Origin of the sequence: Nocardia sp. XZ_19_385 (genome assembly GCF_015355755.1) — a bacterium.
Taxonomy (GTDB): Bacteria; Actinomycetota; Actinomycetes; order Mycobacteriales; family Mycobacteriaceae; genus Nocardia.
Window position 1 is genome coordinate 504,937 of sequence record NZ_JACVEE010000003.1, and the last position, 24,447, is coordinate 529,383.

General features: G+C 67.5%; 21 protein-coding genes. 4 read left to right on the forward strand and 17 right to left on the reverse strand.

Annotated features, from left to right (window positions below):
* Nucleotides 1–53: 53 nt before the first annotated feature.
* Complete coding sequence (locus IBX22_RS25960; protein ID WP_194818313.1) at nt 54–2,063, reverse strand: SDR family oxidoreductase; 2,010 nt, start codon at nt 2,061–2,063, stop codon at nt 54–56.
* Between the two features lie 327 nt (nt 2,064–2,390).
* On the opposite strand from IBX22_RS25960, the gene IBX22_RS25965 reads away from it, so the two are divergent.
* On the forward strand, nt 2,391–2,879 hold the full coding sequence (locus tag IBX22_RS25965; protein ID WP_194818314.1) for a hypothetical protein: 489 nt from the start codon (nt 2,391–2,393) through the stop codon (nt 2,877–2,879).
* Between the two features lie 6 nt (nt 2,880–2,885).
* On the opposite strand, the gene IBX22_RS25970 is transcribed toward IBX22_RS25965, so the two are convergent.
* The 10 genes from IBX22_RS25970 to IBX22_RS26015 all read right to left on the reverse strand — a co-directional run bounded on the left by IBX22_RS25970 (nt 2,886) and on the right by IBX22_RS26015 (nt 15,367).
* The gene (locus IBX22_RS25970; RefSeq protein WP_194818315.1) at nt 2,886–3,992 is read right to left on the reverse strand and encodes a glycosyltransferase; all 1,107 of its coding nucleotides are present in this window, start codon (nt 3,990–3,992) and stop codon (nt 2,886–2,888) included.
* Nucleotides 3,992–5,350, reverse strand: coding sequence for a glutamate-1-semialdehyde 2,1-aminomutase (locus tag IBX22_RS25975; protein ID WP_194818316.1), 1,359 nt, complete (start codon nt 5,348–5,350; stop codon nt 3,992–3,994). The genes IBX22_RS25970 and IBX22_RS25975 overlap by 1 nt, the downstream gene beginning before the upstream one ends.
* A 181-nt stretch (nt 5,351–5,531) precedes the next feature.
* Nucleotides 5,532–6,824 (reverse strand): GNAT family N-acetyltransferase, encoded by a 1,293-nt coding sequence (locus IBX22_RS25980; protein WP_194818317.1) that lies wholly within the window; start codon nt 6,822–6,824, stop codon nt 5,532–5,534.
* A 3-nt stretch (nt 6,825–6,827) separates the two neighbouring features.
* Nucleotides 6,828–8,183, reverse strand: a complete 1,356-nt coding sequence (locus IBX22_RS25985; protein WP_194818318.1) for a glycosyl hydrolase family 28-related protein — start codon at nt 8,181–8,183, stop codon at nt 6,828–6,830.
* Nucleotides 8,180–9,463, reverse strand: coding sequence for a Wzz/FepE/Etk N-terminal domain-containing protein (locus IBX22_RS25990; RefSeq protein ID WP_194818319.1), 1,284 nt, complete (start codon nt 9,461–9,463; stop codon nt 8,180–8,182). The genes IBX22_RS25985 and IBX22_RS25990 overlap by 4 nt, the downstream gene beginning before the upstream one ends.
* The gene (locus IBX22_RS25995; RefSeq protein ID WP_194818320.1) at nt 9,454–10,830 is read right to left on the reverse strand and encodes a hypothetical protein; all 1,377 of its coding nucleotides are present in this window, start codon (nt 10,828–10,830) and stop codon (nt 9,454–9,456) included. The genes IBX22_RS25990 and IBX22_RS25995 overlap by 10 nt, the downstream gene beginning before the upstream one ends.
* On the reverse strand, nt 10,827–11,843 hold the full coding sequence (locus IBX22_RS26000; protein WP_194818321.1) for a glycosyltransferase: 1,017 nt from the start codon (nt 11,841–11,843) through the stop codon (nt 10,827–10,829). The genes IBX22_RS25995 and IBX22_RS26000 overlap by 4 nt, the downstream gene beginning before the upstream one ends.
* A complete protein-coding gene (locus tag IBX22_RS26005; RefSeq protein WP_194818322.1) occupies nt 11,840–13,183 on the reverse strand; it encodes a lipopolysaccharide biosynthesis protein in 1,344 nt (447 codons plus the stop codon). The genes IBX22_RS26000 and IBX22_RS26005 overlap by 4 nt, the downstream gene beginning before the upstream one ends.
* Nucleotides 13,176–14,303, reverse strand: coding sequence for a glycosyltransferase family 4 protein (locus IBX22_RS26010; protein ID WP_194818323.1), 1,128 nt, complete (start codon nt 14,301–14,303; stop codon nt 13,176–13,178). The genes IBX22_RS26005 and IBX22_RS26010 overlap by 8 nt, the downstream gene beginning before the upstream one ends.
* Nucleotides 14,300–15,367, reverse strand: a complete 1,068-nt coding sequence (locus IBX22_RS26015; protein ID WP_194818324.1) for a glycosyltransferase family 4 protein — start codon at nt 15,365–15,367, stop codon at nt 14,300–14,302. Before IBX22_RS26015 ends, IBX22_RS26010 begins: the two co-directional genes overlap by 4 nt.
* Before the next feature lie 282 nt (nt 15,368–15,649).
* Here IBX22_RS26015 and IBX22_RS26020 point away from each other — a divergent pair, with 282 nt between their 5' ends.
* Together IBX22_RS26020 and IBX22_RS26025 are read left to right on the forward strand one after the other, a co-directional pair.
* Nucleotides 15,650–17,035: a polysaccharide pyruvyl transferase family protein gene (locus IBX22_RS26020; protein ID WP_309234794.1), complete on the forward strand. Its 1,386-nt coding sequence runs from the start codon at nt 15,650–15,652 to the stop codon at nt 17,033–17,035.
* Between the two features lies 1 nt (nt 17,036).
* Complete coding sequence (locus IBX22_RS26025; protein WP_194818326.1) at nt 17,037–17,870, forward strand: glycosyltransferase family A protein; 834 nt, start codon at nt 17,037–17,039, stop codon at nt 17,868–17,870.
* 47 nt (nt 17,871–17,917) lie between these two features.
* Here IBX22_RS26025 and IBX22_RS26030 read toward each other — a convergent pair whose 3' ends face one another.
* Together IBX22_RS26030 and IBX22_RS26035 are read right to left on the reverse strand one after the other, a co-directional pair.
* A complete protein-coding gene (locus tag IBX22_RS26030; RefSeq protein ID WP_194818327.1) occupies nt 17,918–18,547 on the reverse strand; it encodes an MspA family porin in 630 nt (209 codons plus the stop codon).
* A gap of 170 nt (nt 18,548–18,717) precedes the next feature.
* On the reverse strand, nt 18,718–19,803 hold the full coding sequence (locus tag IBX22_RS26035) for a methyltransferase domain-containing protein (protein WP_194818890.1): 1,086 nt from the start codon (nt 19,801–19,803) through the stop codon (nt 18,718–18,720).
* A gap of 34 nt (nt 19,804–19,837) precedes the next feature.
* Between IBX22_RS26035 and rfbC the strand changes: the two genes are divergently transcribed.
* Complete coding sequence (gene rfbC / locus IBX22_RS26040; RefSeq protein ID WP_194818328.1) at nt 19,838–20,398, forward strand: dTDP-4-dehydrorhamnose 3,5-epimerase; 561 nt, start codon at nt 19,838–19,840, stop codon at nt 20,396–20,398.
* Here the strand turns inward: rfbC and IBX22_RS26045 are convergent.
* The 4 genes from IBX22_RS26045 to IBX22_RS26060 are packed head-to-tail and all read right to left on the reverse strand — an operon-like array spanning nt 20,376 to nt 24,168.
* On the reverse strand, nt 20,376–21,452 hold the full coding sequence (locus IBX22_RS26045; protein ID WP_194818329.1) for an NAD(P)-dependent oxidoreductase: 1,077 nt from the start codon (nt 21,450–21,452) through the stop codon (nt 20,376–20,378). The genes rfbC and IBX22_RS26045 overlap by 23 nt on opposite strands.
* On the reverse strand, nt 21,453–22,100 hold the full coding sequence (locus IBX22_RS26050) for a PIG-L deacetylase family protein (protein ID WP_194818891.1): 648 nt from the start codon (nt 22,098–22,100) through the stop codon (nt 21,453–21,455). It lies immediately after the preceding gene.
* On the reverse strand, nt 22,100–22,876 hold the full coding sequence (locus IBX22_RS26055; protein WP_194818330.1) for a glucose-1-phosphate cytidylyltransferase: 777 nt from the start codon (nt 22,874–22,876) through the stop codon (nt 22,100–22,102). Before IBX22_RS26055 ends, IBX22_RS26050 begins: the two co-directional genes overlap by 1 nt.
* Nucleotides 22,873–24,168, reverse strand: a complete 1,296-nt coding sequence (locus IBX22_RS26060; protein ID WP_194818331.1) for a class I SAM-dependent methyltransferase — start codon at nt 24,166–24,168, stop codon at nt 22,873–22,875. Before IBX22_RS26060 ends, IBX22_RS26055 begins: the two co-directional genes overlap by 4 nt.
* Nucleotides 24,169–24,447 lie beyond the last annotated feature (279 nt).

Here is a 24,447-nt window from a genome sequence, read left to right on the forward strand (position 1 = left end):
GGGAAATCCGGACAGTGGGGTCGGCGTCCGCCGACCCCACTGTTGCGTGCTCTCTACCAATGCAGCCCGGGGATCACCTTCGTGACGCGAGCGGCCGGTGTGGGAAGCGCCATCAGGGGGAGCAGCGCCGGTGCGAGCATCGTCAGGGGACTGCGCGACGAACTGGGCTTGTCCTCGGTCTTCGGCTGAACCCCTTGTGCCGCACGGGATTCCCCGAACATCCGGAACCCCTGGTGCAGGATGGACCGCTTCATCGACGGCATCAGCACATCCACCGCCTGGGCAAAAGTGCCGATAGGCGTGTCGATGCGGTGCGGGCGCTGTTCCAGGGCGCGCAGCACGATGGCGGCGGCCTGATCCAGGTCGTGAACCGGCATGGAGCGGTAGAGATCGGTGGGGGCGATCATCGGGGTGCGCACCAGCGGCATCCGCACCGAGGTGAAAGTGATTCCGGCGTCGCGGTTTTCGACGGCAGCGATATCGGAGAAATTGTCCAGGGCGGACTTGCTCGCCACGTAGGCGGCGAACCGGGGGACCTTGGTCTGCACCGCAATGGAGGAGATGTTGACGACGTGGCCGAAACGCCGGGCCCGCATGGACGGGAGCAGCGCCAGGATCAGCCGGACCGCGCCGAAGTAGTTGACCGCCATGGTGCGCTCGAAATCGTGCATGCGGTCGGTGGAGTTGAGCACCGACCGGCGGATCGAACGGCCCGCGTTGTTGACCAGGTAGTCGACATGGTCGTGCTCGTGCAGCACGGTCTTGACCAGCAGCTCGACCGCTTCGGGATCGGTGATGTCGCACGAGTAGGCGAAGGCGGACCCGCCCTCGGCGCGCACGGAATCCACTGCGGCGTCGAGATCTTCCCGGCCACGGGCGACCATGAGCACGGTGGCGCCGCGGCGGGCGACGGCGTGCGCGCTGGCCAGGCCTATCCCGGAGGAAGCGCCGGTGATCAGCACGATGCGGCCCGTGAAGGGGTCACCGGAGCCGGGGTGGTCCCGGTCGGGGTCGAGGTTCTCCCGCCAGTAGTGCCAGAGGTGCTCGGCGTAGCTGTCGAACGCCGGCACGGTCAGGCCGGTCTCGCGCAGCTGGGCCTGGGTGGAGTCGGAGACGAATTCGGCGGTGAAGCCGACGTGCGGGGCGACGGCGGCGGGGATGCCGGCCTGTTCGAAGAGGAAGTCGCGCACGGCCGGCACGCCGGGCAGGTGCGCGAGACCGCTCAGGGCGAACCCGCTGCCGGGGACCACGCCGATGCCGGTGGGCCCACCCGCCGCGGTGGCCAGCGCCCGGTACACCTCGTCGAAGGGCTGCGGTTGCGGGTTGACCAGGTGGAAGGTGCGCCCGTCCAGGCCTGGCCGGCGGACCAGCTCGACCATCGCGGCGGAAACATAGTCGACCGGCACGATATTGGTGGCGCCCAGATCCGGCAGCGGCATCGGCAGGTCGGCGGGCAGACCGGCCAGCTTCGCGATGGCGGGGAAGAAGTAGTAGGGGCCGTCGATCTTGTCCATCTCACCGGTGCGCGAATCGCCGACGACGATCGCGGGCCGGAAGATCCGCCAGCGCACGCCCTCGGCCGCGCGGACCAGTTTCTCGGCCGCGAACTTGGTGCGGTGATACGGCGAGGTCAGCTGCTGGCCGAGGTCGAAGTCCTCCTCGAAGAACTTGCCCTTGTGATCACCGGCGACGGCCACCGACGACACATGGTGCAGCACCGCGCCGAGCTGACGGGCCAGCGCGATCACCGATTCGGTGCCGGCCACATTGGCCGCGTGCGCGGTCGCCTCGTCGGCGCTCATGTCGTAGACGGCGCCCAGGTGAATCACGTGGTCGGCCGCGGGCGGGTTGTCCTGTAGGCCGAGGTTTTCGGCCGTCAGGTCGCCGAGTAGCGCGAACACTCGCTCGCCGCCGTGCCAGCCTTCGGTGAGTTCGCCGAACTTCGCCAGCGACGCCTCACGGATCAGCACATGCACGATCGCGTCGGGTTCGGCGTCGAGCAAGCCCTGCACGACCCTGCGCCCCAGAAATCCGGTACCGCCCGTAACGATGTAGGAAACCATCGCTCCTCCTGCTTTGTCTTGAATCGTCTTGTGGCACAACGCCGATCCGACATGCAGCCTTGGATGCGGATAAAAGAAGCCGGGGAACACCTTCGGCCCGACTGATTAGAAACTGTAATAGGTAGGGCGAGTCTGCGGCAAAACGACACGGTGTGGAACTGGTCACCTTGTCCGCCCAGGTCAGAGGGTATGTGTGACAACACTTTGCAGTTACCGCGTGTGCGGGGAACTCCTTGGGGCGGAATGGAAACCATTGATCGTTCGCCGGGTCGCCGTAGACTTGGCGATCGGCGGGCGGGTGGTCCGTTCGCGTCGGGTGGTTCGGCGGTGGCGGTGATGTATGGGACGTCGACGACTTATCGGCAGTCGCACGCGACGCTGCTCGACTACTGGTTCTGTCTGCTCGTCGGGCTGGTATTCGCCGGTGGCGGAACGCTTGTCGTGCTGTCCGCGCTGGCGGCGGTCGCGGACCGGACGAACCCGGCCTTCGACCAATTCGGCGTCGCCTTCGGATTGGGTCTGGGCCTGCTCTGGAGCGCCCTCGGCCTGGGCAGTCTGTGGCTGGCCCGCGAAATCCTGCGCACCACAACACGTTTGATCATCACTCCGGATGGTCTGACGCACGTCCACGACGGCGCGGCCACCGCCTTCGCTTGGTCGGAAATCGCCCTGATCCACGCGGTGGGCCCGCGCCTGACCATCCTCCCGGGCGTGCGTGACCTCTACCTGATCCCCACCGCTGACCTGCACGCCACACCCGACGCCATCCTCACCACCATCCGCCATTACTGCCCGACGGTGACGATCACCAGATGACGCCCGCTAGCTGGCTATCACTTCGTCGACGGTGGCGGCGATGCGGTTGCGGAAGATGTTGGGGGAGAAGGTGATCGCATGGTCGCGGACCGCAGCAGAATCGTAGTCGGCGGAGCTGAAGGCGGCCATGGCTTTGGCGAAGCCCTCGACGACCACCTCGTCGGGTCCGTGCGGAACGTGCTCGCCGCTGACGCCGGGGATGACGGTGTCCAGCGCGCCGCCCTCGCCGACGGCGATAACCGGTGTGCCGCAAGCCATCGCCTCGACCGGCACGATACCGAAATCCTCGACTCCGGGCATGAGCAGGGCGCGGGCCCGGCGGTAGGTGTCCAGCAGGACCTCGAAAGAGGTGGCGCCGAGGAAGGCGGTTTCGGGGCCCGCGATGGATTCGAGGTAGGGGCGGAAGCGGCCGTCGCCGAGGACGACCAGGCGGACGCCGGCCTTCTGGGCGGCGCGGATGGCGAGGTCGGCGCGCTTGTAGGGGACCAGGCGCCCGGCATAGAGGAAGAAGTCGTCGCGCGGGATCGCGGGTGCGGGAGTGAAGCGTTCGACATGGACCGGGGGATTGATGACGGAGGCGGGCATGCCCCACCAGTCGTGGATGCGTTCGGCGACGGCGCGGGAGTTGGCGATGACGTGAGTGAGATGCAGGGCCGCGCGTAGCTCGTTGCGGCGGGTGAATTCGCCGAGCACCGATAGCGCTGCCTGTCCGGCGCGCCCGCCCGCCTCCTGAGCGCGGAAGGCCGGGTCCCAGGCCCAGCGGGCGGGGGAGTGCACGTAGGCGATGGTGGGCGCGTCGGTGGCGAAGACGGCTTGGGTGGCGAAGGCGAAATGGCTGATCAGGACCGCGTCGAACCGATTGCGCAGCGGCAGTTTGCGCAGGGCGCGGGGCAGGAAGGGCATCAGCGGTGCGTGCGACCCGACCGCGGAATGCGCCTTGCTCAGCCAGGTGTCGTGCACGGTGTGCAGCGGCGGCCGCACGCTGTCGGGCTCCACGATCGGCGCGAAGACCTCCGCGCGCGGCCAATTCTCGAAGAATTGGGCGACACAGGTCTCGGAGCCGCCGAGTTCGGTGAACCGCTCGTGCACGATTGCCATACGCGGGAAACTCATCAGGATTCCAATCTTCGCGGCGCCGCGTAACGGCGAATGGCCGGTGCCACCGGGCGGCCGATCAGCAAACCTTCGACGCTGCGCTGCTCGAGGGCTTTGCGGTAGACGATGGCGGCTTCCCGGCAGGCGGCGACGGTCTCGGCGATGTCGGCTTCGGTGTGCGCCGCGGACGTGACGAAGGATTGGCCGAGCACGCCGCGGTCCAGCAGTTCCTGGATGAACAGCGTGCGAAAGGCCTGCGACGGCTGCCTGTCTGCGTCGCGCGTCGCGTAGATCAAGCACGACGGTCGGCCGAGCACCTGCAGGTAGTCGCCGATGCCGAACTCGGCCGCGACGGCATTGACACCGTCGGCCAGCAACTGTCCGGCATGCTCCATGCGCGCGATCGGGTCCCCGGTCTCGTATTCCCGCACCACTGCGCGAAAAGCGGCCAGGGAAGCCGTCTCCGGGCCATGCGTGGTCGACAGCAGGAACACCCGTTCCCGGTCGGTGCGCAGGCCGCCCAGTTCCATGAATTCCCGTCTGCCCGCGAGCGCCGACAGCGGAAACCCGTTGCCCATGGCCTTACCCCAGCACGACAGGTCCGGCCGCACCCCGTAGACCGTCTGAGCCCCGCTCGCCGACCAGCGGAACCCGGTGATCATCTCGTCGAAGATCAGCAGCGCGCCGTGGGTGTCGCACAGCGACCGAACACCCTGCAGGAACCCGGGTTCCGGCTCGGCGAGCGCGGTAGCGGCCTCGAGCACGACCGCGGCGACCGGGCCCGCGTCGAGTACCGCCGCCAACGACGCCAGGTCGTTGTATTGGAACCGCACCGTGCTGTCCGTGGACGGAATCCCGCGGTCCATGGCGGTGGTCCCGATGAACCAGTCGTCGACCGAGAAGAACGGCTGATCGCAGATGGCGATAGCGGTGCGCCCGGTGGCGGCACGAGCCAATCGCACCGCCGCGGTGGTGGCGTCGGAGCCGTTCTTGGCGAATTTCACCATGTCCGCCCCGGGCACGAGCCGGAGGAAATCCTGCGCGGCCAGCAGTTCCAGCTCGGACGGGCGGCTGAAGCTGACGCCGTCGGCGATGACCCGCGCGACGGCCTCCGATACCGGCTGGAACCCGTGCCCGAGGGTGACCGAGCGCAGCCCCATCCCGTACTCGACGTAACTGTTGCCGTCGGCGTCCCAGACCCGGGCGCCCTTGCCGCGCACCAAGATCGGCGCCATCTGCTCCGGATACTGGTCGGCGCCGCGGGCATAGGTGTGGGCGCCGCCGGGCACCAATTCGTGGAGCCGGGCTTGTAGTTCGTTGCTGCGCGTGAAGCGGCGATGTCGGGCAGGGGGATCTTCACTGGGCGCAGATTGCATGACGGGCTCCTCCGACGGTGGGTAACGCACGCGCACTAGAATTGCCCGCTGCACCAATCGCATTGTGCGCGAAGGATCTACGGACCACTGTAAACCCCGTCGGGTGACGCTGTCGTTTCGTTACTGGAACACTGCGCGCCACGCGACACACTTAGCTGAACGTGCGCGTGACCGAGCCGGTTCATGCGGGGGAGGTAACTGCCCACAGGTCGTAATCCGCCCGGCGTCCGGTGGGCCCCACGAATTGCCGCATCCGTCCTTCCCGGATCATGCCGGCCCGCCCCGCGATATCGGCGGACACGGTGTCCTCGGGCTCGATCTCGGTGGCGATCCGGCGCAGCCCGAGTTTCTCGAAGCCGTGCGCAATCAGCAGGCGCGTCACGGTTTCCCGGATCCGATCCTGGGGCGGCTCGGTCCACACGAACATCCGCGCGTTCCGGTCGAACATGTCCAGTTCGAAGAGGCGGGCTTCGCCGGTGTACACCCCGTCCACCTCGATCGCCAGCACCAATCCGGCGGGCGAGTGCAATCCGGCTCGCGCACCGAGATGTTCGCGGACCCACCTCGAATGTCGGTGCCGCGAATTCCATTCGGCTGCCGTGGTTTCCGGGGCTATTCGGTCGCGCGCCCGGACCCGGCTGTCGCGCCACCGCGTCCAGTCCGAGAACCGGCGGGTGCGGACCACCACCTCCGGATGTCCGGGATCACTCAGCCGCACTTCGGCGGTGGCGCGCAGCGGATCGGCCGCGTGCAGCGTCCGGCCCGCGTAATAGCGCGCGGTCGCCAGCGCGACGGCGGTGCGGCTCAGCGAGTCCACGTCGTGCTCGGCTACCTCGGGCACCGGATCGCCGTCCGAGTGCCGGGCTATCCAGTTCGCGGTGGCGCCCTCGGCCGGGATATCGGACGCCAGGACCGCCCACAGATCGTGGTCGCGCCGCTCACCGCCGACGTCGAAGTAGCGCGCCATCAACGCTTCGCGTCGCATGCCGAGTGCGGCCGCCCCCGCGGCCGTTCCTTTGTTCGCGGGTGAGATCGGCGCGGTGATCCGATGCAGGCCGGCCCGGCGGAACCCGAAGTCCAGCATCATCGCGACCGCGAGCCCGCCGAGGCCGTGCCGCGCGAGCCGCGCGTCCACCCAGACGCCCAGTTCCCCGGTCCCGCCGGCGAGCGATCCGAGTTCGATCTGCCCGGCGAACCGGCCGTCGACCTCGATCACCGTGCCGAGCCGCCGCCCGGCGCGGGCATCGGCGCGGCTGTCGAAAACCTCACGCACCCAGAGCTTTCCGGTATGCCGCTCGGCCCAGTCCAGCGGTGAGGTGGTCCAGAACGGTTCGATATAGCGCTGATCGCGCAACCGGATCCGCCGCCATTGGGCGTAGTCGTCGATCCGCGGTGGCCGCAGCACGACCGTCGCGTTGTGTAGGCGCACCGGACCCAAGCGGATCCGGGACAGGGACACTTCACCGTCGGGCACGGCTCACCCCCTGGGTCGCTGGCGGCCTAGCGGTGTGGTGCCCAGCGCACCGTCGGTGGACACGGTCAGCCGCCAGTAACCCCCGGCCTGGTCCTTTAGCACGACACCGGCCTCGGGCCGGTCGGAAAGCCAGGCGCCGCTGGACAATACGGCCGCACGCACCGAGTTATCGGGACCTTGGGCCTGGAAGATGTCGGCATCGCTGGCTCCGGCCCGGCCGACCATGGTCCCGGCGAAGAACGGCGTATGCATGCTGTCGCGGCTGATCACCGTCCAGCCGTCGGGGAACATGCCCGGTTCCAGATCGTCGGTGTTGGTGGAGATCAGGTTGATCGCGGTGCCCTCGGGGCATCCGGTGTGGTCGATCCGAAGGTCGGTGGGCGCTTTGTCCATGTCCTTGTCGAAAATGACGTTCGCCAAATATGGCTGGCGGCAATAGATCAGATCCACACCGACCGTGCGGGCCGCGACTTTGCAATTGACCATGCCGAACTGGGACGGGCCACCGCGCTTCAAATCTCCGATAGATAGGGCGATTTCCGCGCCTTCGAACCACACATTGGTCAGCCACCAATCATTGGACGCGCCGTCGACGCGAATGTGGTTGACCGTGGTGCGCGGATCCCGGTCGGACACGAATTCCACATTTGTCATGGAGAGTCCGGCATTGTGATCGTTGCCGGTGCCCAGCACGCCCACGTAGTTGCTGGTCAATTTGGACGAGGTCACATAGTTCTGGATGCAGGAGGTGACGATCCCGGTCCCGAAATTGTTGATGTCGCAGTTGATGAAGGCGGTACCGCCGGTGTCACCCTCGAGCACCACGCCGCGCTGCTGCACGAATTTCGGGTGGTTGTCGCTGAGGTGGTTGCCGCGCAGCACCACCGCGTCGAAGGAGCACCGGAAACAATTGGACAGCAGCACAGCCGTCGAGGCCGGACCCGACATGAAGATTCCGAGCCGGGAGAACCGCACCCGATTCTGTTTGCGCAATTCGATGAGGACGACGTCGGATTCGCAGGTGATCAGCGAGACGTCGCCGCCGTCGCCGAGCACCGTCGCGTAATCGGGCAGCTTCGGGAACGAGGTCACGTTGTATTTGCCCGCGGGCAGATACAACACCAGCGACGCGTCACCGACGTCCGCGGCCCGCGCGATGGCGGCGGTGTCATCGGCGATGCCGTCACCGATGGCGCCGAAATCCTTGACGTTGCGGGCCGAGGGCGCGTCCGTCACGTGCGGCGACCGGAATTCGAGACCGGGAGCATCGGAGGAAGTACAGGCCGCCAGGGGTAGCGCGGCGGCAGCACCAAGCGCGGTGGCGAGCATTCTGCGGCGGCCGACACCATCGTCTGTCATCTCCGTGTTGTCTTCCCCATCAACCGTTTCAGGCCATTGCCTGGCTTGCTGTACGCTACCGCGCCGGTCAGCCGATCGGCGCCGAATGTCGCGACCGCGCCGCGCAATTGGGGGATATTGGTGGCACCGAGTTCGACAATGCCCAGACTGTGCTCACAGAGCGGGGCCACCGCGATCGCGTCGGCGGCGTGCGCCACCGGCGCGACCTCTACCAGCACGTGGTCGAAATCGGTGCGCAGTTTCGCCAGTGTGGCGGCGAACCGGTCGGAGGCGAGCAGGTCGGCGGTCTGCCCGTCGACGGCGCCCAGGGGCAAGACGGTAAGCCCGGTTTCCGGCCAGGACGTGAGTGCCTCGGGCACCGGCGTCGAACCTCGCAGCACCGCGGCCAGGCCCGGGCTGGAGTCCTCCCGCGAACTTCCAGCACCCGAGGTGTCGGCGTCCACGAGCACCACGTTGCGCCCGGTGTCGGCGAACGATTTCGCCAATGCCTCGGCGACTTCTGGCCGCGAGGCCGGGCCGAGGCTGGTCATCAGCACGGTGCCGGCCTCGCCGTCGCGCAGCAGCCGAGTCCGGAGCCGGCGGGTTTCGCCGACCGCGCCGGGCATGCCTTCGTCGATGATGCCGAGGATCGGAATCCGCCCGCCCAGTACGCCTTCGAGATCATTGGAGGTGCGCAGGGTGCGGTCGGTGCGGTCCCGCAGGAACGCCGCCAGTCCACCCAGCGCCAGGCCCGCGAGCAGCCCGATCAGATAGATCCGGGTGCCCTGCGGTCCGGCCGGGGTGGTGGGTACTTCGGCCTTGTCGATGACTTCCACTCGCGCGGCGGGCGCGGCGGTCTTCTCGATCGTCTCCAGTTCGCTGACCAGCCGGCGGAAGTGCGCGACGACGGTATTGGCCAGGTCGCGGGCCAGCTGCGGGTTCTCGTCGGTGACCGAGATGATGATGGTGGCGGTGGCCGGCGGCGAGGAGGCGGTGATCTTGCTCCGGACCTCCTCCACCGACATCTTGATGCTCAGATCATCGATGACCCGCTGCGCCACGGTGGCGCTGGTGGCCAGTCCCAGGTAGGACCGCACCCGCCCCTGTGCGGCCAGCCCACCCTGATAGGAGTCGTTGACAGAGGTTCCGGTCGCCATCGAGACGTAGGTGCTGGTGGAGGCGACATAGGTGGTGGGCTGGCTGCGCAGGTAGGCCCCCGCCGCCACCAGGCACACCGCGAGCACGGCGACGATGATCAACCAGCGCCGCCGCGCGATTCTCAGATAGTCGGTCAATCCCATTGCGCGGAACCTCTTTTCCCTACTGATAAAGCTGGAACGTCGATGGCCGGGGGCTGCGGTTTGGCGCGCCGCCGGAATTCCTTGACCGCCAGGTAGATAAGCCACGCCAGCACCGCCGCCTGCAGGAATTTGCCCAGGTTCTCCATGCTGCCGAGGAACCCACGCTCGAACAGCGCCGAGGACCCGGTCATGGCCAGCGCGAGGATGACGAGCGGGAAGTAGCGTGAGTACAGCGATTTCGCCCAGGCGAGCAGCAGCAGGAAGGTGAACGCGACGCCCAGGACCACCCCGGGATAGCCGCCGATCACATAGCCTTCGTTGACATTGCCCTCGGCCAGCGACACCGACACCTGGCTCATGTCCACCGACGCGCCGCGGATGTCGTTGGCCCAGGCCACGCCCGACTGGAACTTCTGGGTGCCCAGCAGCTGTCCCGGGATCAGGCTGAAGGTGCCGTGGCGCAGCACCTCGGTGGAGGTCAGCCAATAGTCGGGCCCATGGAAGTAGGCGTCGGTGGCGGCTTCGAGCAGGTCGAAGCGGCGCAGGATGGACAGGAACGGCCGCACCAGCGCCGGATACTGCGAATCGGTCAGGGCAGCTTCGGATTTGGCGAACTCGGTGATCTTGAACGACTGCAACCAGCCGAAGCCCAGAATGCCGACGATGCCGATCGCGCCGACGCCGTAGGCCTTGGTGCGGTTCCAGCCGAGGATGGCGAACCGGACGGCCACGGCCATGGCGGCGCCCAGGATCGGGGTCTTGGATTCGACCACCACCGTCCACATCAGCTCCACCGCGAGCAGTCCGCCGAGCACCAGCACGGTGGTCTGCTGCCGCGCGGGCCGCAGGAAGATGATCAGCCCCATGGCCGCGATGGTCGCGAGAATGGTGACGAAGCTCAGAATCGGATTCGCGACGCCGACGTCACCGGCCTGGCCGACCGAGCCGGTGGCCATCGAGGCCCCGCGACCGAGCAGTCCCACCACGTACATGGTGGCCAGCGCGGGCACGAAGTCCGCGTTGGCGGTGAGTGCGGGTTCGGGGCGCATCGGCTGCCGGCGCGCCCAGAGCGCGTAGGCCACGACCAGCCCCGCATATACCCACAGCCCGAATACGACGTGATCGAGGACCAGCGACATCACGCGGTCGTACCCGAGGTCGGCCAGGCGCGGGTCCGGGACATTGTCGCCGTAGTGGGTCTGCGGCTGCACGATCAGCAGCACCACCGGCCGCGCCACGTAGGACAGCGACCAGAACGCGGCCTGGGCGATCAGGAACACCCGCGCCACACCCGGAATCCGCAATGCGGCGAAGACGATGACGATCAGGGCGACCGCGATCAACGCGATATCGGTGGCGGCGCTCATGGCGCGCTCCCCTCGAGCGCGACGACGATCTCCCGGGCGCGATCCACATAGCGGTGCTCGTCGGCGGTGATCCGCTGGTATCCGGCTTCGGCGATGGCGGCGGCCTTGTCCGGGTGGGCCGCACACCAGTCGAGGATGCCGCGCAGCTCGTCCGGGTTGTCGAACAGGAAGCATTCGACGGTGTCGCGCAACAGTTCCGCGTGCTCGTCGGTGCGTTCGCCGACGAAAAGCCCACCGGCGGCGGGGACTTCGAAGGTGCGGCAGGTGTGGGTGTCGCGGTTGCCGGAGTTCAGCAGCACCAGATTCGCGGTGATGCCCGCGACGACGGTCGAGTACTGCTGTCCGTAGACCGGGCCGCCGACGGTCGCGCCGGTGCCGCGCAGTTCGGGTATCCGGCGCCAGCCGGGCCCGCGCACGAGCATCCGGTCGCCGTAATGTCTTGCCAGGTCCACCAATTGGTCGCGCCGGTCGGGGCGGCACACGCCGATGAAACCGGCCAGGTACTCCCGGGTGCCGCGCCGGGCGGTGCGGTGATGCCAGGCCGGGTCGTAGGCGCTGCGCACGAACAGCACGCGCCCCGCGCCCCGCTCTTCGAGTTCGGTGATGTTGTGCCGCTTGGTGGTCACCACCAGATCCCAGCCGGCTTCGTGCGCAAGGTATTCGGGGCTGGTGTTCTCCGGGTTGGCGACGTCGTCGGGGCTGTAGTGGACCCGCAGCCGCGCCGGGGTGTCCAGCAGCCGCCGCTGATCCAGGTGCACGCCCTTGAACACGAAAAGCACGTCGGGCCGGAATGCTGTTGCGGCTCGGTCGATTTCGGCGTGCAACCGCTCGACCTGCCAGGGTGCGCGCCGATCGGCGAGCTTGGCATAGACCCACGGCGCCGATCCCCGGGCGGGCAGCGTGACCGGCGTCGAATCGAGCACGACGACCTCGTGCCCGGCCTGCCGGAACCCGTCGGCGAGCGAGCGCGCATTGCTGCCGACCCAGTCGTCGCCGATATAGAGGATCTTCACCTCAGCCCCTCCTTCAGCGGCACACCGGCGGCTGCGCGCTCGCGCACGATGAGCCAGCGCACCCTTGCGAGATACCAAGCGGCCACCGTGAATTCGATGACAACGGTCCCGTAGACCAGCGTCCACACCGAATGCGTGCGGAACGCGATCCCCAGCGCGACGGCCGCGACGCAGGTGCCGAGGATCGCCCCGATCAGGATGCCGGTGGTGTCCTGGCGCACCGGCAGCAGCGCCGTGGTGACGAACGAGGTGACCGTGGTGGCGGGCAGGATGAAGACCTCCACCCGCAACAGCGCGATCGCCGCGTCGAATTCGTTGCCGAACACCAGGTGCACCAGCATCGGCGCGGCCAGCCACACCACACCGGCCGCGATCGTCGCCGCCCCGACACACAACGCCAGCGCCTGCAGCGCATGCCGCCAGAACCGGTGGTCGGTGCTGCGCCGGGCCATGCGGGGGAGCAGCGCGAAACCGATCGGGTCCAGGGTGGACTGGATGGCGCGGACCAGTCGATCGCTGGCCGAGTAGAGGCCCAGGGCCACCGTGTTCAGCACCGCGGAATACACCGCCGCCGAGCCCTGGCCGTAGAGGGTGACCAGCAGCCGCGAGGTGAGAATCGGTGCCCCCGTGCGCAAGACACCCACGAACAGGTGCGGCCGGGACGGCCTGCCGTAGGTCCGGATCGAATCCCACCAGGTCAAGGCCACGGTCGGGATCGAGGACACCAGCAGGCACAGCAGCGCCAGCTGCGCGCTCGGCAGCCGCGGCAGTAGCCCGACCAGCAGGATCAGATAGCCGATCCGCCCGACCGCCTGATATGCGGTGGAGGTGCCGAATCGACCCTGGCCGATGAGCAGCCAGTCCTCCGACACCGACCAGAACCCGCCCGCGAACAGCCCGAGCAGAATCATGTCGACGGTTTCGGGCAGCCGGACCGTCAGACTCAGCAGCAGGGCCGCGCCGAGCACCGCCAGGATGCTGGCGCGAATGGCGAGATAGTCACCGCGCAACTGATTGATGTGCGCGTGCCGTTCGGCTCCGGTGCGCCGGTCGGACTCGTCGTGCACCCGCGCGGCGAGGAACTGCGTGATCCCGAGATCGACGAGCAGCGACCCGAGGAAATACGACGACATACCGATGGCGAGCAGGCCCATGCCGTGCGCGCCCAGCACCCGGGCGATCAGCGGCACCGTCACGATGGTGATCAGGTACTGGCCGTACTTGCCGAACATGACGTAGCCGATATCGCGGAGTAGCCCGACCGCGCCCTGGGAGCGGTGCGCGCCGCCGCCGGCCGGACCGCGGACATCTTCGGTTTTGCGATGCTTGGGTTCAGCCATGGCGCAGGTGCTCCAGAAAAGCGGCGACCGTGCGCGCCGTCGCGCCGATTGCGAAGTCGGCGGCTCGTACCCGGCCCGCCGCGGCGAGGCGGGTACGGAGATCAGGATCTTCCAGCAGAGTGTCCAGCGCGGCGGTGAGCTGTTGCTGATCCCCGCCGGTGACGAGGAGTCCGTTGACTCCGTCGTCGACGATTTCCTCGGGCCCGCCCGGCCCGGAAGCGAGCACCGCGCACCCCGCGTGCATGCCCTCGACCACGACCTGCCCGAAGGGTTCTGGCAGCACCGAGCAGTGCACGAGCACGTCGGCCGCACGCAGGTAGGGCCCGGGATCGTCGACGTGGCCGGTGAACTTCACCGGCAGCGCGAGTTCGGCTGCGAGCCGTTCGAGCTCCGCCCGGTACGGCTCCTCGTCGAAGAAGGTGCCGCCGACCAGAAACACCTCGCGCGGTGCGACTTTCGTCTCGGACAGCGCCCGCAGCAGGAGATCTTGGCCCTTCCACGGGCTCAACCGGCCGACGACCGCGACAACGGCATCCTCCGGCGCGCGCTGGGTGGCCCGGGGGAGCTCCTCGCCGAGTTCTACGCCGGGATAGGCGACGACGGCGGGCTTGTGGCCGGTGGACAGGGTCGCGAGGGTGGCTTCGCTGTTGGCGAGATAGCCGTGCGCCACAAGCCGCCCGAGCGACCGGATCACGAAAGTCGGCAGCCGCCCGAAGTAGTCGGCGGCGATCCGATCATGCACCTGCCACACCAATGGAATTCGGGCCCGCCGGGCGGCAACGACCCCCATCACCAGCGCCTTGGTGCTTTCCGCGACAAGGACATCCGACTGCCGCGCGCTGCCCCCGACCGACCACCCGAGCCGCAGCAGCGCGACGAATCCGGCCAGCAACCGCACCGGGCCGGACCCGATGGTCATCGCGCGGCTGTCGAAAGCGCCACGCAGCACCCGGGTTTCGACCCCGCGTGCTCGCATTCGCTCGACCATCGGCCCGTCCTCGGTATAGATCACGCTCGGTTCGAAGCCCGGTATGGCCGCCAGTGCCGACACCAGCCGCATAGTGGCCAGCTCGGCACCGGAGGGGGCGGCGGTGTGCGCCAGGAAAAGGACCCGAGTCATCGTCTGATATCCCGGTACATCGTCAGATGTCGCTCCGCTGTGACATCCCACGAAAAAGTTTCCGCGTGGGCACGGCATTTCGCGGTTTCGGGCAGGTCACCGTCGAGCGCATTGACGATTCGTGCACCCAGTGCCATCGAATCGCCGGCCGGGACGATGAGCGAAGGATCCAGTCCTCGAACCGAATCCGGTAGTCCGCCGCAATCGGTGACGATGGGGGCGCGACCCGCGGCCAGCGATTCCAAGGCGATGAGGCCGAAGCCTTCCAGCGCGATGGTGGGCACAACCGTCAGTTCGGCCGCCGCGTACAGGGCGGTGAGTTCGTCATCTGTGACGTGCCCGGAGAAGCGCACCGAATCACCGAGAGAGGCTGCCTGCGAACGCAATTCGGCCTCCGCAGTCCCCGTGCCGACGATCACCAGCCGCGCGGTCGGATGCGCACCCAAGACATCCGGCCAGCACCGGAGCAGGTTGTCGATGCCCATCCGCCGTTCCAGCCGTCGCACGCACAGCACAGTGCGGAACTCGGAGCCGCTCGACAGCGGCGCCGCGGTGAACCGCGTCAGGTCTACTCCGGGAGGTATCACCTCGATTCGATCGGCCGGAACCCGATAGTCATTACTGAGGACATCGCGAAAGTAGTGCGACAGCACCACGAATCGATCGGCCCGCTGGTATCGCAGGCGTTCCACGAGATACTTGGCGCGCGTGGCGGATTCACGTTGCCCGGCGAGCTTGCTCTCGGCCGCCCAGGGTCCGTGGAAATGCACCACCAGCGGCACCCCGCCGCGCCGGTCCACCGCGGCCGGGCCGTACAGGCAGAAGTGACGGTCCAGCACGGTATCCGGATGCAGGTCGCGCCGATCGAGGAAAGCGGTGCGCGCGCGGTGCATCGTCGAACCACCCAGCGGCCCCCAAGATTTCGCCCCGGGGACTTCCGGCGCGGCCCCGAAAGCCGCCGCCGAAACCGACGCTTCGGGATTGCGGGCCAGCGCCTGAAATAGGTCGGTGAAATACCGGTTGAGACCACCGGGCGCCGAGGCGAACCATTCCGAACCCGTCATATGGACAGAAACAAACCCGGGCCCTGCCGACACCCCAGCCCCCTAATTCCCTCGCATCGATCGTCCCTGCGTGCGGACGTCTTCGCAGCACAATGCCGAACTAGCTTCCCGCGCAACAGTCTAGGTGAACGCGGCGTGCGCGGGTCCGCAACAAGGGAGTCCGAGTACTCTGGCCTGCGAGAGCATCGCAGGTGTAAATTGCACAGCGAGTTCGAGCTCGCCGACGAGCCGACCCGCGGGGGGCCAGCGGGAGGATCAAAGACTTTGGGGACCGGAACGTCTGTGGCCGAGCGCACCGACATCGCCGAGCGCGAAATTCGCGTGCTCGTCGAGAACGGGGAGTATTGGCTGCGTAACCGTGGCGACATCGCGATGATGGCCGTCACCGTCGAGCGGATACGCGCGCGCTGGCCGCATGCGCGCATCGGGTTGCTCACCCATCAGCCCGCCATCCTGCGTGGCCTGCTGCCGGAGGTCGAACCGATCTGCGGTCCCGACTGGAGCTGGGGCTCCGACAGTTGGCTGACCCGCACGACCGCGACGAAACTGATTGGTCCCGCGGCGCTGTGGTGGCGTGCGACGACCGACGGTCCGAAGGATCGGCTGCGGGCCATCCGCTCCGCCGATCGTAATGTCCGGCCGCGTCCGGACGATGACACCGAGGAGATCCCAGAGGAGTTCCCGGTGCAGATCCCCGACGCGGTGCGCGAGGCCTCGCTGGTGCTCGCCCTGGGCGGCGGCTACCTCACCGATGTCGACCGCTACCAGGCCCATCGCACCATGGACTTGCTGGAACACGCAGGCGGACTGGGGATTCCGACCGCTCTGATCGGGCAGGGCCTGGGCCCGATGCACGACAAAGACCTGTGGCGCCGGGCCGGGGAGGTGCTACCCAATGTCGACTTCATCGGACTGCGTGAGGCGCGCCGCGGACCGGAACTGCTTTCGCAACTGGGCGTTCCCCGCGAACAGGTGCTGGTGACCGGCGACGACGCTGTCGAATTCGCCTACCGGCTGCGCGATCCCCGGATCGGCGCCGATATCGGACTGTGCCTGCGCGTCGCCGACTACTCCAAAGTCAGTGCCGCCGCGCAAGACACTCTCGGCAAGGTGGTGCGCGCCCGCGCCGCCGAGCTCGACGCCGGGCTGATCCCGCTGATCATCTCCGAATACGCCTCGGAGGACCGGCTTTCCACGCTGCCGCTGCTGGCGGGCGCCGACCGGGCCCGGCCGCCGGTAGGCCGGGGCGCCAACGCCCACGACGTGGCCCGCCAGGTCGCGGGCTGCCGGGTCCTGGTAACCAGCGCCTACCATCTCGCGGTTTTCGCTTTGTCCCAGGGCATTCCGGCGGTCGGCATCACCGCCTCGGAGTACTACGACGACAAGTTCCACGGCCTGGCCGGGATGTTCGGCGCCGGGCTGCGCGTCGTCCACCTCGATGACCAGGACCTGTCCGAACAGCTGACGGCCGCGATCACCGAACTCTGGGACAACGCTCCCGCCCTGCGGGATCCGTTGCAGCAGCGGGCGATGGACCAAATAGATGCCAGCAGAGCCGGATTGGAGCGCGTCTTCGGATTGGTGGAGGACGGACCGCGGAGTTTGCCCGCCCCGCCTCCTCCGTCGGCTAACCATCCCCAGGGCCCAGTCCAACGATTAGGGGGCTGAAATGTCAACGCTGTCCGTGGTAGTCCCGGCGTACAACGCCGGGCGCACCTTGGCGACGACCCTGCGCACCGTGCTCGACCAGGACGTCGATTTCGAGTTGCTGGTACTCGACAACGCCAGCACCGACGAGACCGGCGAGCTGGCGCACTCGTTCGCCGATCCCCGAATCCGGGTGCTGCGCAACGAGACCGTGCTACCGATCGGGGACAACTGGAACACCGCGATCCAGGCGTCCACCGGGGAACTGGTGAAGGTGGTCTGCGCCGACGACGTGCTGCGCCCCGGCGCCCTGGCCGCTCAGCTCGAAGTCATGGCCGACACCTCGATCGCCATCTCCTCCAGCCGATTCGAGGTCATCGACGAGGCGGGGGAGCTGCTCGAAACCGACCTCGGCCTGCCCGGGCTGCTCGGCCGGCAGTCCCCGCGGGCGCTGGCGCGTGCCATCGTCCGCCGCGGCCCCGCCGACTTCGGTCCGACCGCCGCGGGCATGTTCTATCGCTCGCATTTCGACAAGGTCGGTGGTTTGCGCGGCGACCTGGTCTTCCCGATGGATGTGGACCTCTTCGCCCGCGTCGCCTCCTTCGGCGTCTTCTTCGGAATGACCGAAATCCTGGCTGCCTGGCGTAATTCGTCGTTCAACCTGTGCAGCCAGACCTCGACGGTGAGCAAGCTGACCGACATGCTGAAGTTCCACCACCGCCTGGCCGGCGACTACCCGGACCTGGTGACCCGCGGTGATGTGCTGGCCGGTGACACCCGCTTGGCGCGGCAAGCCCTGCACCGCCTCCGGGTGCGTACCGTGGCGACGGTACGAAATCGCCCGGACCTCTTGTAGAGATCCGGGCGAAGCCCTCCGTCATCCCGGCGTGCTTTCAGCCGGGATCAGATGCTCCAGAGCCGTCCATAGGTGATGACGGTGTCGCCGCTGGAGCTGGTCACCGCTACGAAGGGCCGAATGTTGGTCTGCCCCAGTACTCCGGTCACCGTGCCGTGGAACGCGCCGAGCCGGAGGTACCCCTCACTTCCGGACACGGAGCCGCTGGCCACCTCGATCGTCTTGATGCCCGGCCCGAACCCGACCTCCAGTTCGATCCCGAGACGCGGAATCAGGCCGTCGAGCTTCAGGACGGAATCGTTGCCGAGATCTAGACCCAGACCCGGTGTGCGGTACTCGAACCGGATCCTGCCGTTGAGCGTGGCCGGGTACCCGACCTGGTAACCGATGGTGATCTTTCCGGACCATTTGTCGGCGTTCGGGCCGCTGATCCGGTAAGCCGCTTCGCCGTTGTGGAACCACTCCCGGGTCAACGGGTTTCCGTCCAGCGGCGGCACGAAATCGATGCGGGTATCGGACTGGATCGCCTCGACCGTGCGCGAACTCTGGTCGACGATACTGTTGCTACTGTCGATCGCCGCGGCGGCCGACCCGTTCCCGATCGCCAATCCTGTTGCCAGGACCGAGGCCAACGCGAACATACGCACACTCCGAGCCCGGAGCTTGGTTTCCCTCATCTGAATCCCCTTTATATCCCCGCGCCCCGATGAGCGCCTGACGGTCAAGCGCGCGAGGCAACATTCCATCGTCCAGCTTCATCAGGGTGACAGTAAATAGTTGGTGTCATATCAACAGATCTGAGCCGAGCGAGCAACAAATCCGCTGCAGCGCAGCGAATTCAGGGCGATCATACTCCTTTCACTGGTCCGTCCGGGTGGTCCGAGAACCATCGGCCCTCGAGTTCGGGAAAGCGCTCGCGGACCTCGGGTAGCAGGTCGGGCAGCGTCAGCAACACCGAATCCGGCTGCGCCGCAAGCAGTTCGTCCGGAGAAACAATCGGCACGTCGGTGCCCGGCATGCGCCGCCCCTGCTTGGCCGGTGACGCGTCGGCCACCGCGGTGATCAATCCGCGGTGGACGCCGGCCAGGCTGAACAGGGCGACCGCACGCGAAGCGGCACCATAGGCGTAGACCCGAAGGCCTTGCGCGGACTGCGCTTCCAGCCAAGTGCGCAGGGCATGGGCGTGCGTGTCGGTGACCTGTTGCAGGCGTTGCAGGGCGGCCAGATCGAGATGCCGGGCCTCGGCCGACAGCGTGGCGCGCACGCTGTCGTCGGGTTCGGCGTCGCCGTGCACCGCGGCCAGCAGCACGGTCCCGCCGTAGAGGTCGAACTCCCAGGTGGCGATCGCGCTCATCTCGGCGTCGGCCAGCAATCGCCGCAGCGCGGATAGCGAATAGTAGGCAAAATGACCGTGCCGCAACGAATTCCACTGTCCCGCCGCGACAATCGTTGCCAGCGAATGGTACTGGAGCAGCAGTATCCCGCCAGGCGCGGTCGCCGCCGCGCGTTCGGCAAATGCCGCACGCTGATCCGGCTCGTGCATGATCCCGAAGCAATCGAGCACCACCTCCGCGGTTCCGCTCACCTCGCTGAACCCGCGGGAGGTCAGCAGCGGCACCCACGTCCCACCGTGCGGACTCCCGAATTCGCGCACCGTCCGCCCACGCAGCAGCCCGGCGACCCGCTCGACGGCGTCGGCGGCCTGATCCCGCAACGCTTGCGGCTCCACTCCGCGCGGCTCCTCGGCCCGGGTGTCGTCTTCGGCCAGCTGTGCCAGCCCGCACTCCACGCAGAAATCCATCCGCAGCGGATGCGCTGTCTCGCTCGCGTCGATCGGCGCATCGGTGGGCGGAAAGTGGTCCGCCGCAGGCACTTTCCCCAGATCCAGGATCGGATGCAGCGCGTCGCCCCGGCAGCCTCGGCAGGCAATCACCACGATTCTCTCTTCCTCATGCGACGATGACCTGGTGCGTATCGAGCGATGCGATCTGGCGGATGTCCTGCTGCTGATCCCGCAGCCCCACCGTGACGACCGCGGCCTGTTCACCCGGACCTTCGACGCCGAGCTCTTCGACGAGTACCTGGACGTCCTGGGCGCCGCCGCGAGCTTCGTCCAGGATTCCCAATCGCGTTCCGCGCGTGGGGTTATCCGCGGCATGCACGGCCGCTCCGGGCGCGGCGAGGCGAAGCTGGTGCGCTGCGCCAACGGCGCCGTCCACGACGTCCTGGTCGACATCCGCCCCAACTCGCCGAGCTTCGGTCAGCAGCAGGCGTTCCGGCTCGACGACATCGACTTCCACACCCTGTACGTGCCGCCCGGCTTCCTGCACGGCTTCCAGGCGCTGTCGGCCTACGCCGACGTCTGCTATCGCATCGATCGCCCGCACGACCCCGCCGAGGATCTGGGCGTCGCCTACGACGACCCGGAACTCGGCGTCGAGTGGCCGATGCCGGTGAGCATCGTCTCGGCCCGCGACGCCGCGGCTGGCAGCTGGGAGCATCTGCTCAGGACCGTGTGGAAGGGCTGAACTTACCCACCCCGCCGCCTCCGTCGGCTGCCGTCCCCGAGCGTCTGCGCATCGACGCGTCCAGCACGCCGCTGTCGCGCAGTTTCTCCAAGTGCGCGAGCCGGGTGAAGCGCTGGAAGAAGTCGTCGCTGGTGAGCTTTCGTGTGGTGTATTCCTGATAGAGCTGCGCCGCACCGGCGGGCACACTCCACCAGGCCTTGAACCCGAGTTCGCGACGCGCGGCCGAGAAGTCGACCCGGTAGGAGCGCGGATCGGCCCCGCTCTCTCCGGTAATCAGCAGCCGTGACCCCGGGACCGCCTCGACCACCGCTTCCGCGATCTGCGCGACCGTCAGATTGTTCTCCTCGGTGCCGACGTTGTAGGCCCGGCAGTGGATCGCCTCGATCGGTGCGGTGAGGCACGCCGCGAAGGCCCACGCGATATCTCCGGCATGCACCAGCGGCCGCCACGGCGTGCCGTCGGAGAGCACCTTCACCTCGCCGGTCAGGACCGCGTAGCCGACCAGATTGTTCAGCACGATGTCCGCGCGCAGGCGCGGTGAGAACCCGAAAGCCGTTGCGTTGCGCAGGAATACGGGGGAGAAGCTGTCATCGGCGATGGCCGCGACGTCGTCCTCCACCCGCACCTTGCTCTCGGCATAGGGCGTGAGCGGCCGCAGCGGCGCGTCCTCGGTGACCAGCTCGGCGCCGCCCGCCCCGTACACCGAGCAGGTCGAGGCGTACAGGAACCGCCGCACCCCGGCGTCTTTCGCGAGCTGAGCCAGTCGCACCGAGGCATGGTGGTTGATGTCGTAGGTGATCTGCGGGGCCAGCGCGCCCAGCGGATCATTCGACAGCGCCGCCAGATGGATCACCGCATCGAAGCCCTCCAGCTGCTCCGCGGTGACATCCCGCAGATCCACCGCGATTCCCGGCGGATCACCCGGAAGCTCACCCAGCACGCAATCTTCGAAGTATCCGGTGTCCAAGCCCACCACGTCGTGGCCGGCGGCGCGCAGCACCGGCACCATGACCGTGCCGAGGTACCCCTGGTGTCCGGTAACCAATACCCGCATTCACTTGCCTCCCAACGCGATAACGGCTTTCTCCAGGACGAACGCTTCGGCGTGCGGTGCGTGGCACTGCACGCCGCGCAGCCGGGAAAGCCCGGTGAACGCCTGCTCGTCGAACCAGTCCCGGCCGGCCTGGGACGGGTAATACTTGTGCAGCAGCCGCGCCTTCTCCTCGGCGACTTCGGTTGCCACCGGGTGGAATACGGTCGGCCGCGGGGTATCGGTCTCCCATTTGAGGATCTCGTAGCCCAGGATCAAGTGGTCCCGGAACTCCGTCGGCGCCAGCTCGGCGAGCAGCCGGTGATCCTGGTGTGCGTCCGCGCGGTGCGGCGCGAACACCAGATCGGGATCGGTGCGGCCGCGAAAGGTGTGCAGCGCGTTCTTGATTCGATCCCAATGCGCCGGCGCGCGGCCATCGGGCACATCGAGTACGGTCAAGGTGAGATCGGCCTCCGGGCAGAACGCCCGCAAAGCCGACAGCTCCTCGTCCGCGCGCGGCGTCCCCGCACCGGAGAGCACCAGCGCGCGCACCCGCAGGCCCGGCGTGGACCGGGCCAGGGTGAGCAGGGTCGCGCCCATGCCGATCGCGACGTCGTCGCAATGCGCGCCGAGCACCGCGATTTCCGCCACGGGCGCGGCGGAAAGGTTCATCACCTGTGCTGCTCCCACACCATCCACGGCCGCTTGCCGGTGCGGTAGGCGTCGTCGAGTTCGGCACGTTCCTTGAAGGTGTCGGCCGGCTTCCAGAAACCCAGATGCTGGTAGCCGAACAGCCGGCCCTGGCCCGCGAGCGCACCGCACGCGTCGGCGACCAGGTCACCACCGCGCGGCAGCAGGTCGAAGACCTCCTGGGTGAGCACGAAGTAGCCGCCGTTCTCCCACAGCGGCATCCGCGAGACCGGCATGATCTCCTTCACCTCGCCGTTGGGGGTGAGATCCACGCAGTGGAACGACTGCTGCGGTGGCACCACCATCATGGAAGCGGCCGCGCCGGAGGCATCGAACTTGTCGATCATCGTGTCCAGCGGTGCGTCGGTGAGCACGTCGGCGTAGTTGGCCAGGAATTTCTCGTCGCCATCGAGGTAGGTGCGCACCCGCCGGAGGCGTTCGCCGATGGCCGATTCCACGCCGGTGTCGACGAAGGTGATGGACCAGTCGCTGATGTCCTCGCGCAGCAACTCCACCTGGCCCTCGCGGATGACGAAATCGTTGGACACCGACTCGTCGTAGGTGCGGAAGAAGTTCTTGATGTGGGTGGCGCCGTAGCCCAGGCACAGGATGAACTCCTTGTGCCCGTAGTGGGCGTAATAGCGCATCACGTGCCACAGCAGTGGCCGCGGGCCGACCAGTTGCATCGGTTTGGGCAGCAGGTCGGAGCCGTCGCGCATCCGCATGCCATAGCCGCCACAGAAGAGCACTACCTTCATTTGCTTTCCCTCCCCGGGAAATTGGTGATTCCGGTGGACCCCTCACCGGTGGATTGGTCGGCACTGACCGTCAGGTCCGCGTGATGCACAGTGGGCAGCGGATAGACGAGCTCGCCGCCCCATTCGCCGACATGCCGCAGCTGTGCGGTGATCTCGGCTTCCAGGTTCCACGGCAGCACCAGCACCACATCGGGCCGGTCCGCGTCGATTCGCTCGGGCGCGTGGATCGGAATCCGGGTGCCGGGGGTGAATCTGCCGTGCTTGTAAGGGTTTCGGTCGACTGTGTACTCCAGCAGGTCGGGCCGGATCCCGCAATAGTTGAGCAGTGTGTTGCCCTTGCCGGGCGCGCCGTAACCGACCACCCGTTTTCCCGCCGCGCGCATGTCGAGCAGGAACCGCAGCACGTCCTGGCGGACCTGCTGGGCGTGTGGTGCGAAGCCGGCATAACCCGCGGGGGAGTGCAGGCCGGCCGCGCGCTCCATCGCCAGTACTTCCTCGACGGAGGCAGCTGGTTCGGCGACCGCCTCCGGCCGTGCCCACAGCCGGATCGAACCGCCGTGCGTGCCAAGCAGTTCCACATCGACCACGGTCAGACCGGCGGTCGCGAGCGCCCGCTGCGCGGCCAGCACCGTGTAGTACTGGAAATGCTCGTGATAGATGGTGTCGAACTGGCCGAGCCGAATCAGGTTGTAGGCGTGGTGCACCTCGATCGAGAGCCAGCCGTCGTCGGCCATCAGCGCACGGAGCGAGCGCGTGAATCCGCGCAGGTCAGGCACGTGGGCGTAGACATTGTTGGCGACCACCAGGTGCGCTGGACCGTGCGCATGGCGCACTTTCGCGGCCGAATCCTCGTCCAGGAACGTGGTTTCCGTGGGTACGCCAGCAGCACGCGCGGCGGCGCCCACGTTCACCGAGGGTTCGATGCCCAGGCACGGGACGCCCGCGGCGACCAGGTGCCGCAGCAGGTAGCCGTCGTTGCTGGCGGCCTCCACGACGAAAGACTCGGAACCGAGCCCCAGCTTCGCGATGGCCTGCGTGACGAAAGATTCGGCATGGCGCACCCAGCTTTCCGAATACGACGCGAAATAGGCGTACTCGGTAAATGTTTCCTCGGGTGTGATCAGGGCCGGGATCTGCAATAAGAGGCAGTCTTCGCAGAGGCGTAGGTGCAGTGGATAGGTCGGCTCGGCAAGATCGAGTTCATCAGCCGTTAAGAACTTTTCACACGGCGGTGTGGCACCGAGGTCGAGAACGCTCGACACCCGCTCGGAATCACACAGTCGACAACGCATGCAGCACCCACCATCGCCGGAGAAGTTTGACGCCCGGCGCACCGCCGGCACGCCCGTTAGTTCGACTCGATCCAGTGAGACGTTACAACGAAGGCCCTGCGTGGCGGGGGCGAAATCAACTGAGTGGTAGCGGGTTCCGGACGAGTTGGGGGTGGTTCTGGCCGGTAGCATACCGACCGCTACCCGAATCCCCACCGCTCCCAGCCCCTATTGCCCAGGGGCTTCGATGCACCGAAGATCTGTCACCAGGCCATTTCTCGCGTGAAGATCATTTTCCGT

Coding starts and splice junctions, on each gene's coding strand:
- IBX22_RS25960 (WP_194818313.1), bottom strand. CDS start 2,063: ATGGTTTCCTACATCGTTACGGGCGGTACCGGATTTCTGGGGCGCAGG.
- IBX22_RS25970 (WP_194818315.1), bottom strand. CDS start 3,992: ATGAGTTTCCCGCGTATGGCAATCGTGCACGAGCGGTTCACCGAACTC.
- IBX22_RS25975 (WP_194818316.1), bottom strand. CDS start 5,350: ATGCAATCTGCGCCCAGTGAAGATCCCCCTGCCCGACATCGCCGCTTC.
- IBX22_RS25985 (WP_194818318.1), bottom strand. CDS start 8,183: ATGACAGACGATGGTGTCGGCCGCCGCAGAATGCTCGCCACCGCGCTT.
- IBX22_RS25990 (WP_194818319.1), bottom strand. CDS start 9,463: ATGGGATTGACCGACTATCTGAGAATCGCGCGGCGGCGCTGGTTGATC.
- IBX22_RS25995 (WP_194818320.1), bottom strand. CDS start 10,830: ATGAGCGCCGCCACCGATATCGCGTTGATCGCGGTCGCCCTGATCGTC.
- IBX22_RS26005 (WP_194818322.1), bottom strand. CDS start 13,183: ATGGCTGAACCCAAGCATCGCAAAACCGAAGATGTCCGCGGTCCGGCC.
- IBX22_RS26010 (WP_194818323.1), bottom strand. CDS start 14,303: ATGACTCGGGTCCTTTTCCTGGCGCACACCGCCGCCCCCTCCGGTGCC.
- IBX22_RS26015 (WP_194818324.1), bottom strand. CDS start 15,367: ATGACGGGTTCGGAATGGTTCGCCTCGGCGCCCGGTGGTCTCAACCGG.
- IBX22_RS26025 (WP_194818326.1), top strand. CDS start 17,037: ATGTCAACGCTGTCCGTGGTAGTCCCGGCGTACAACGCCGGGCGCACC.
- IBX22_RS26030 (WP_194818327.1), bottom strand. CDS start 18,547: ATGAGGGAAACCAAGCTCCGGGCTCGGAGTGTGCGTATGTTCGCGTTG.
- IBX22_RS26045 (WP_194818329.1), bottom strand. CDS start 21,452: ATGCGGGTATTGGTTACCGGACACCAGGGGTACCTCGGCACGGTCATG.
- IBX22_RS26050 (WP_194818891.1), bottom strand. CDS start 22,100: ATGAACCTTTCCGCCGCGCCCGTGGCGGAAATCGCGGTGCTCGGCGCG.
- IBX22_RS26055 (WP_194818330.1), bottom strand. CDS start 22,876: ATGAAGGTAGTGCTCTTCTGTGGCGGCTATGGCATGCGGATGCGCGAC.
- IBX22_RS26060 (WP_194818331.1), bottom strand. CDS start 24,168: ATGCGTTGTCGACTGTGTGATTCCGAGCGGGTGTCGAGCGTTCTCGAC.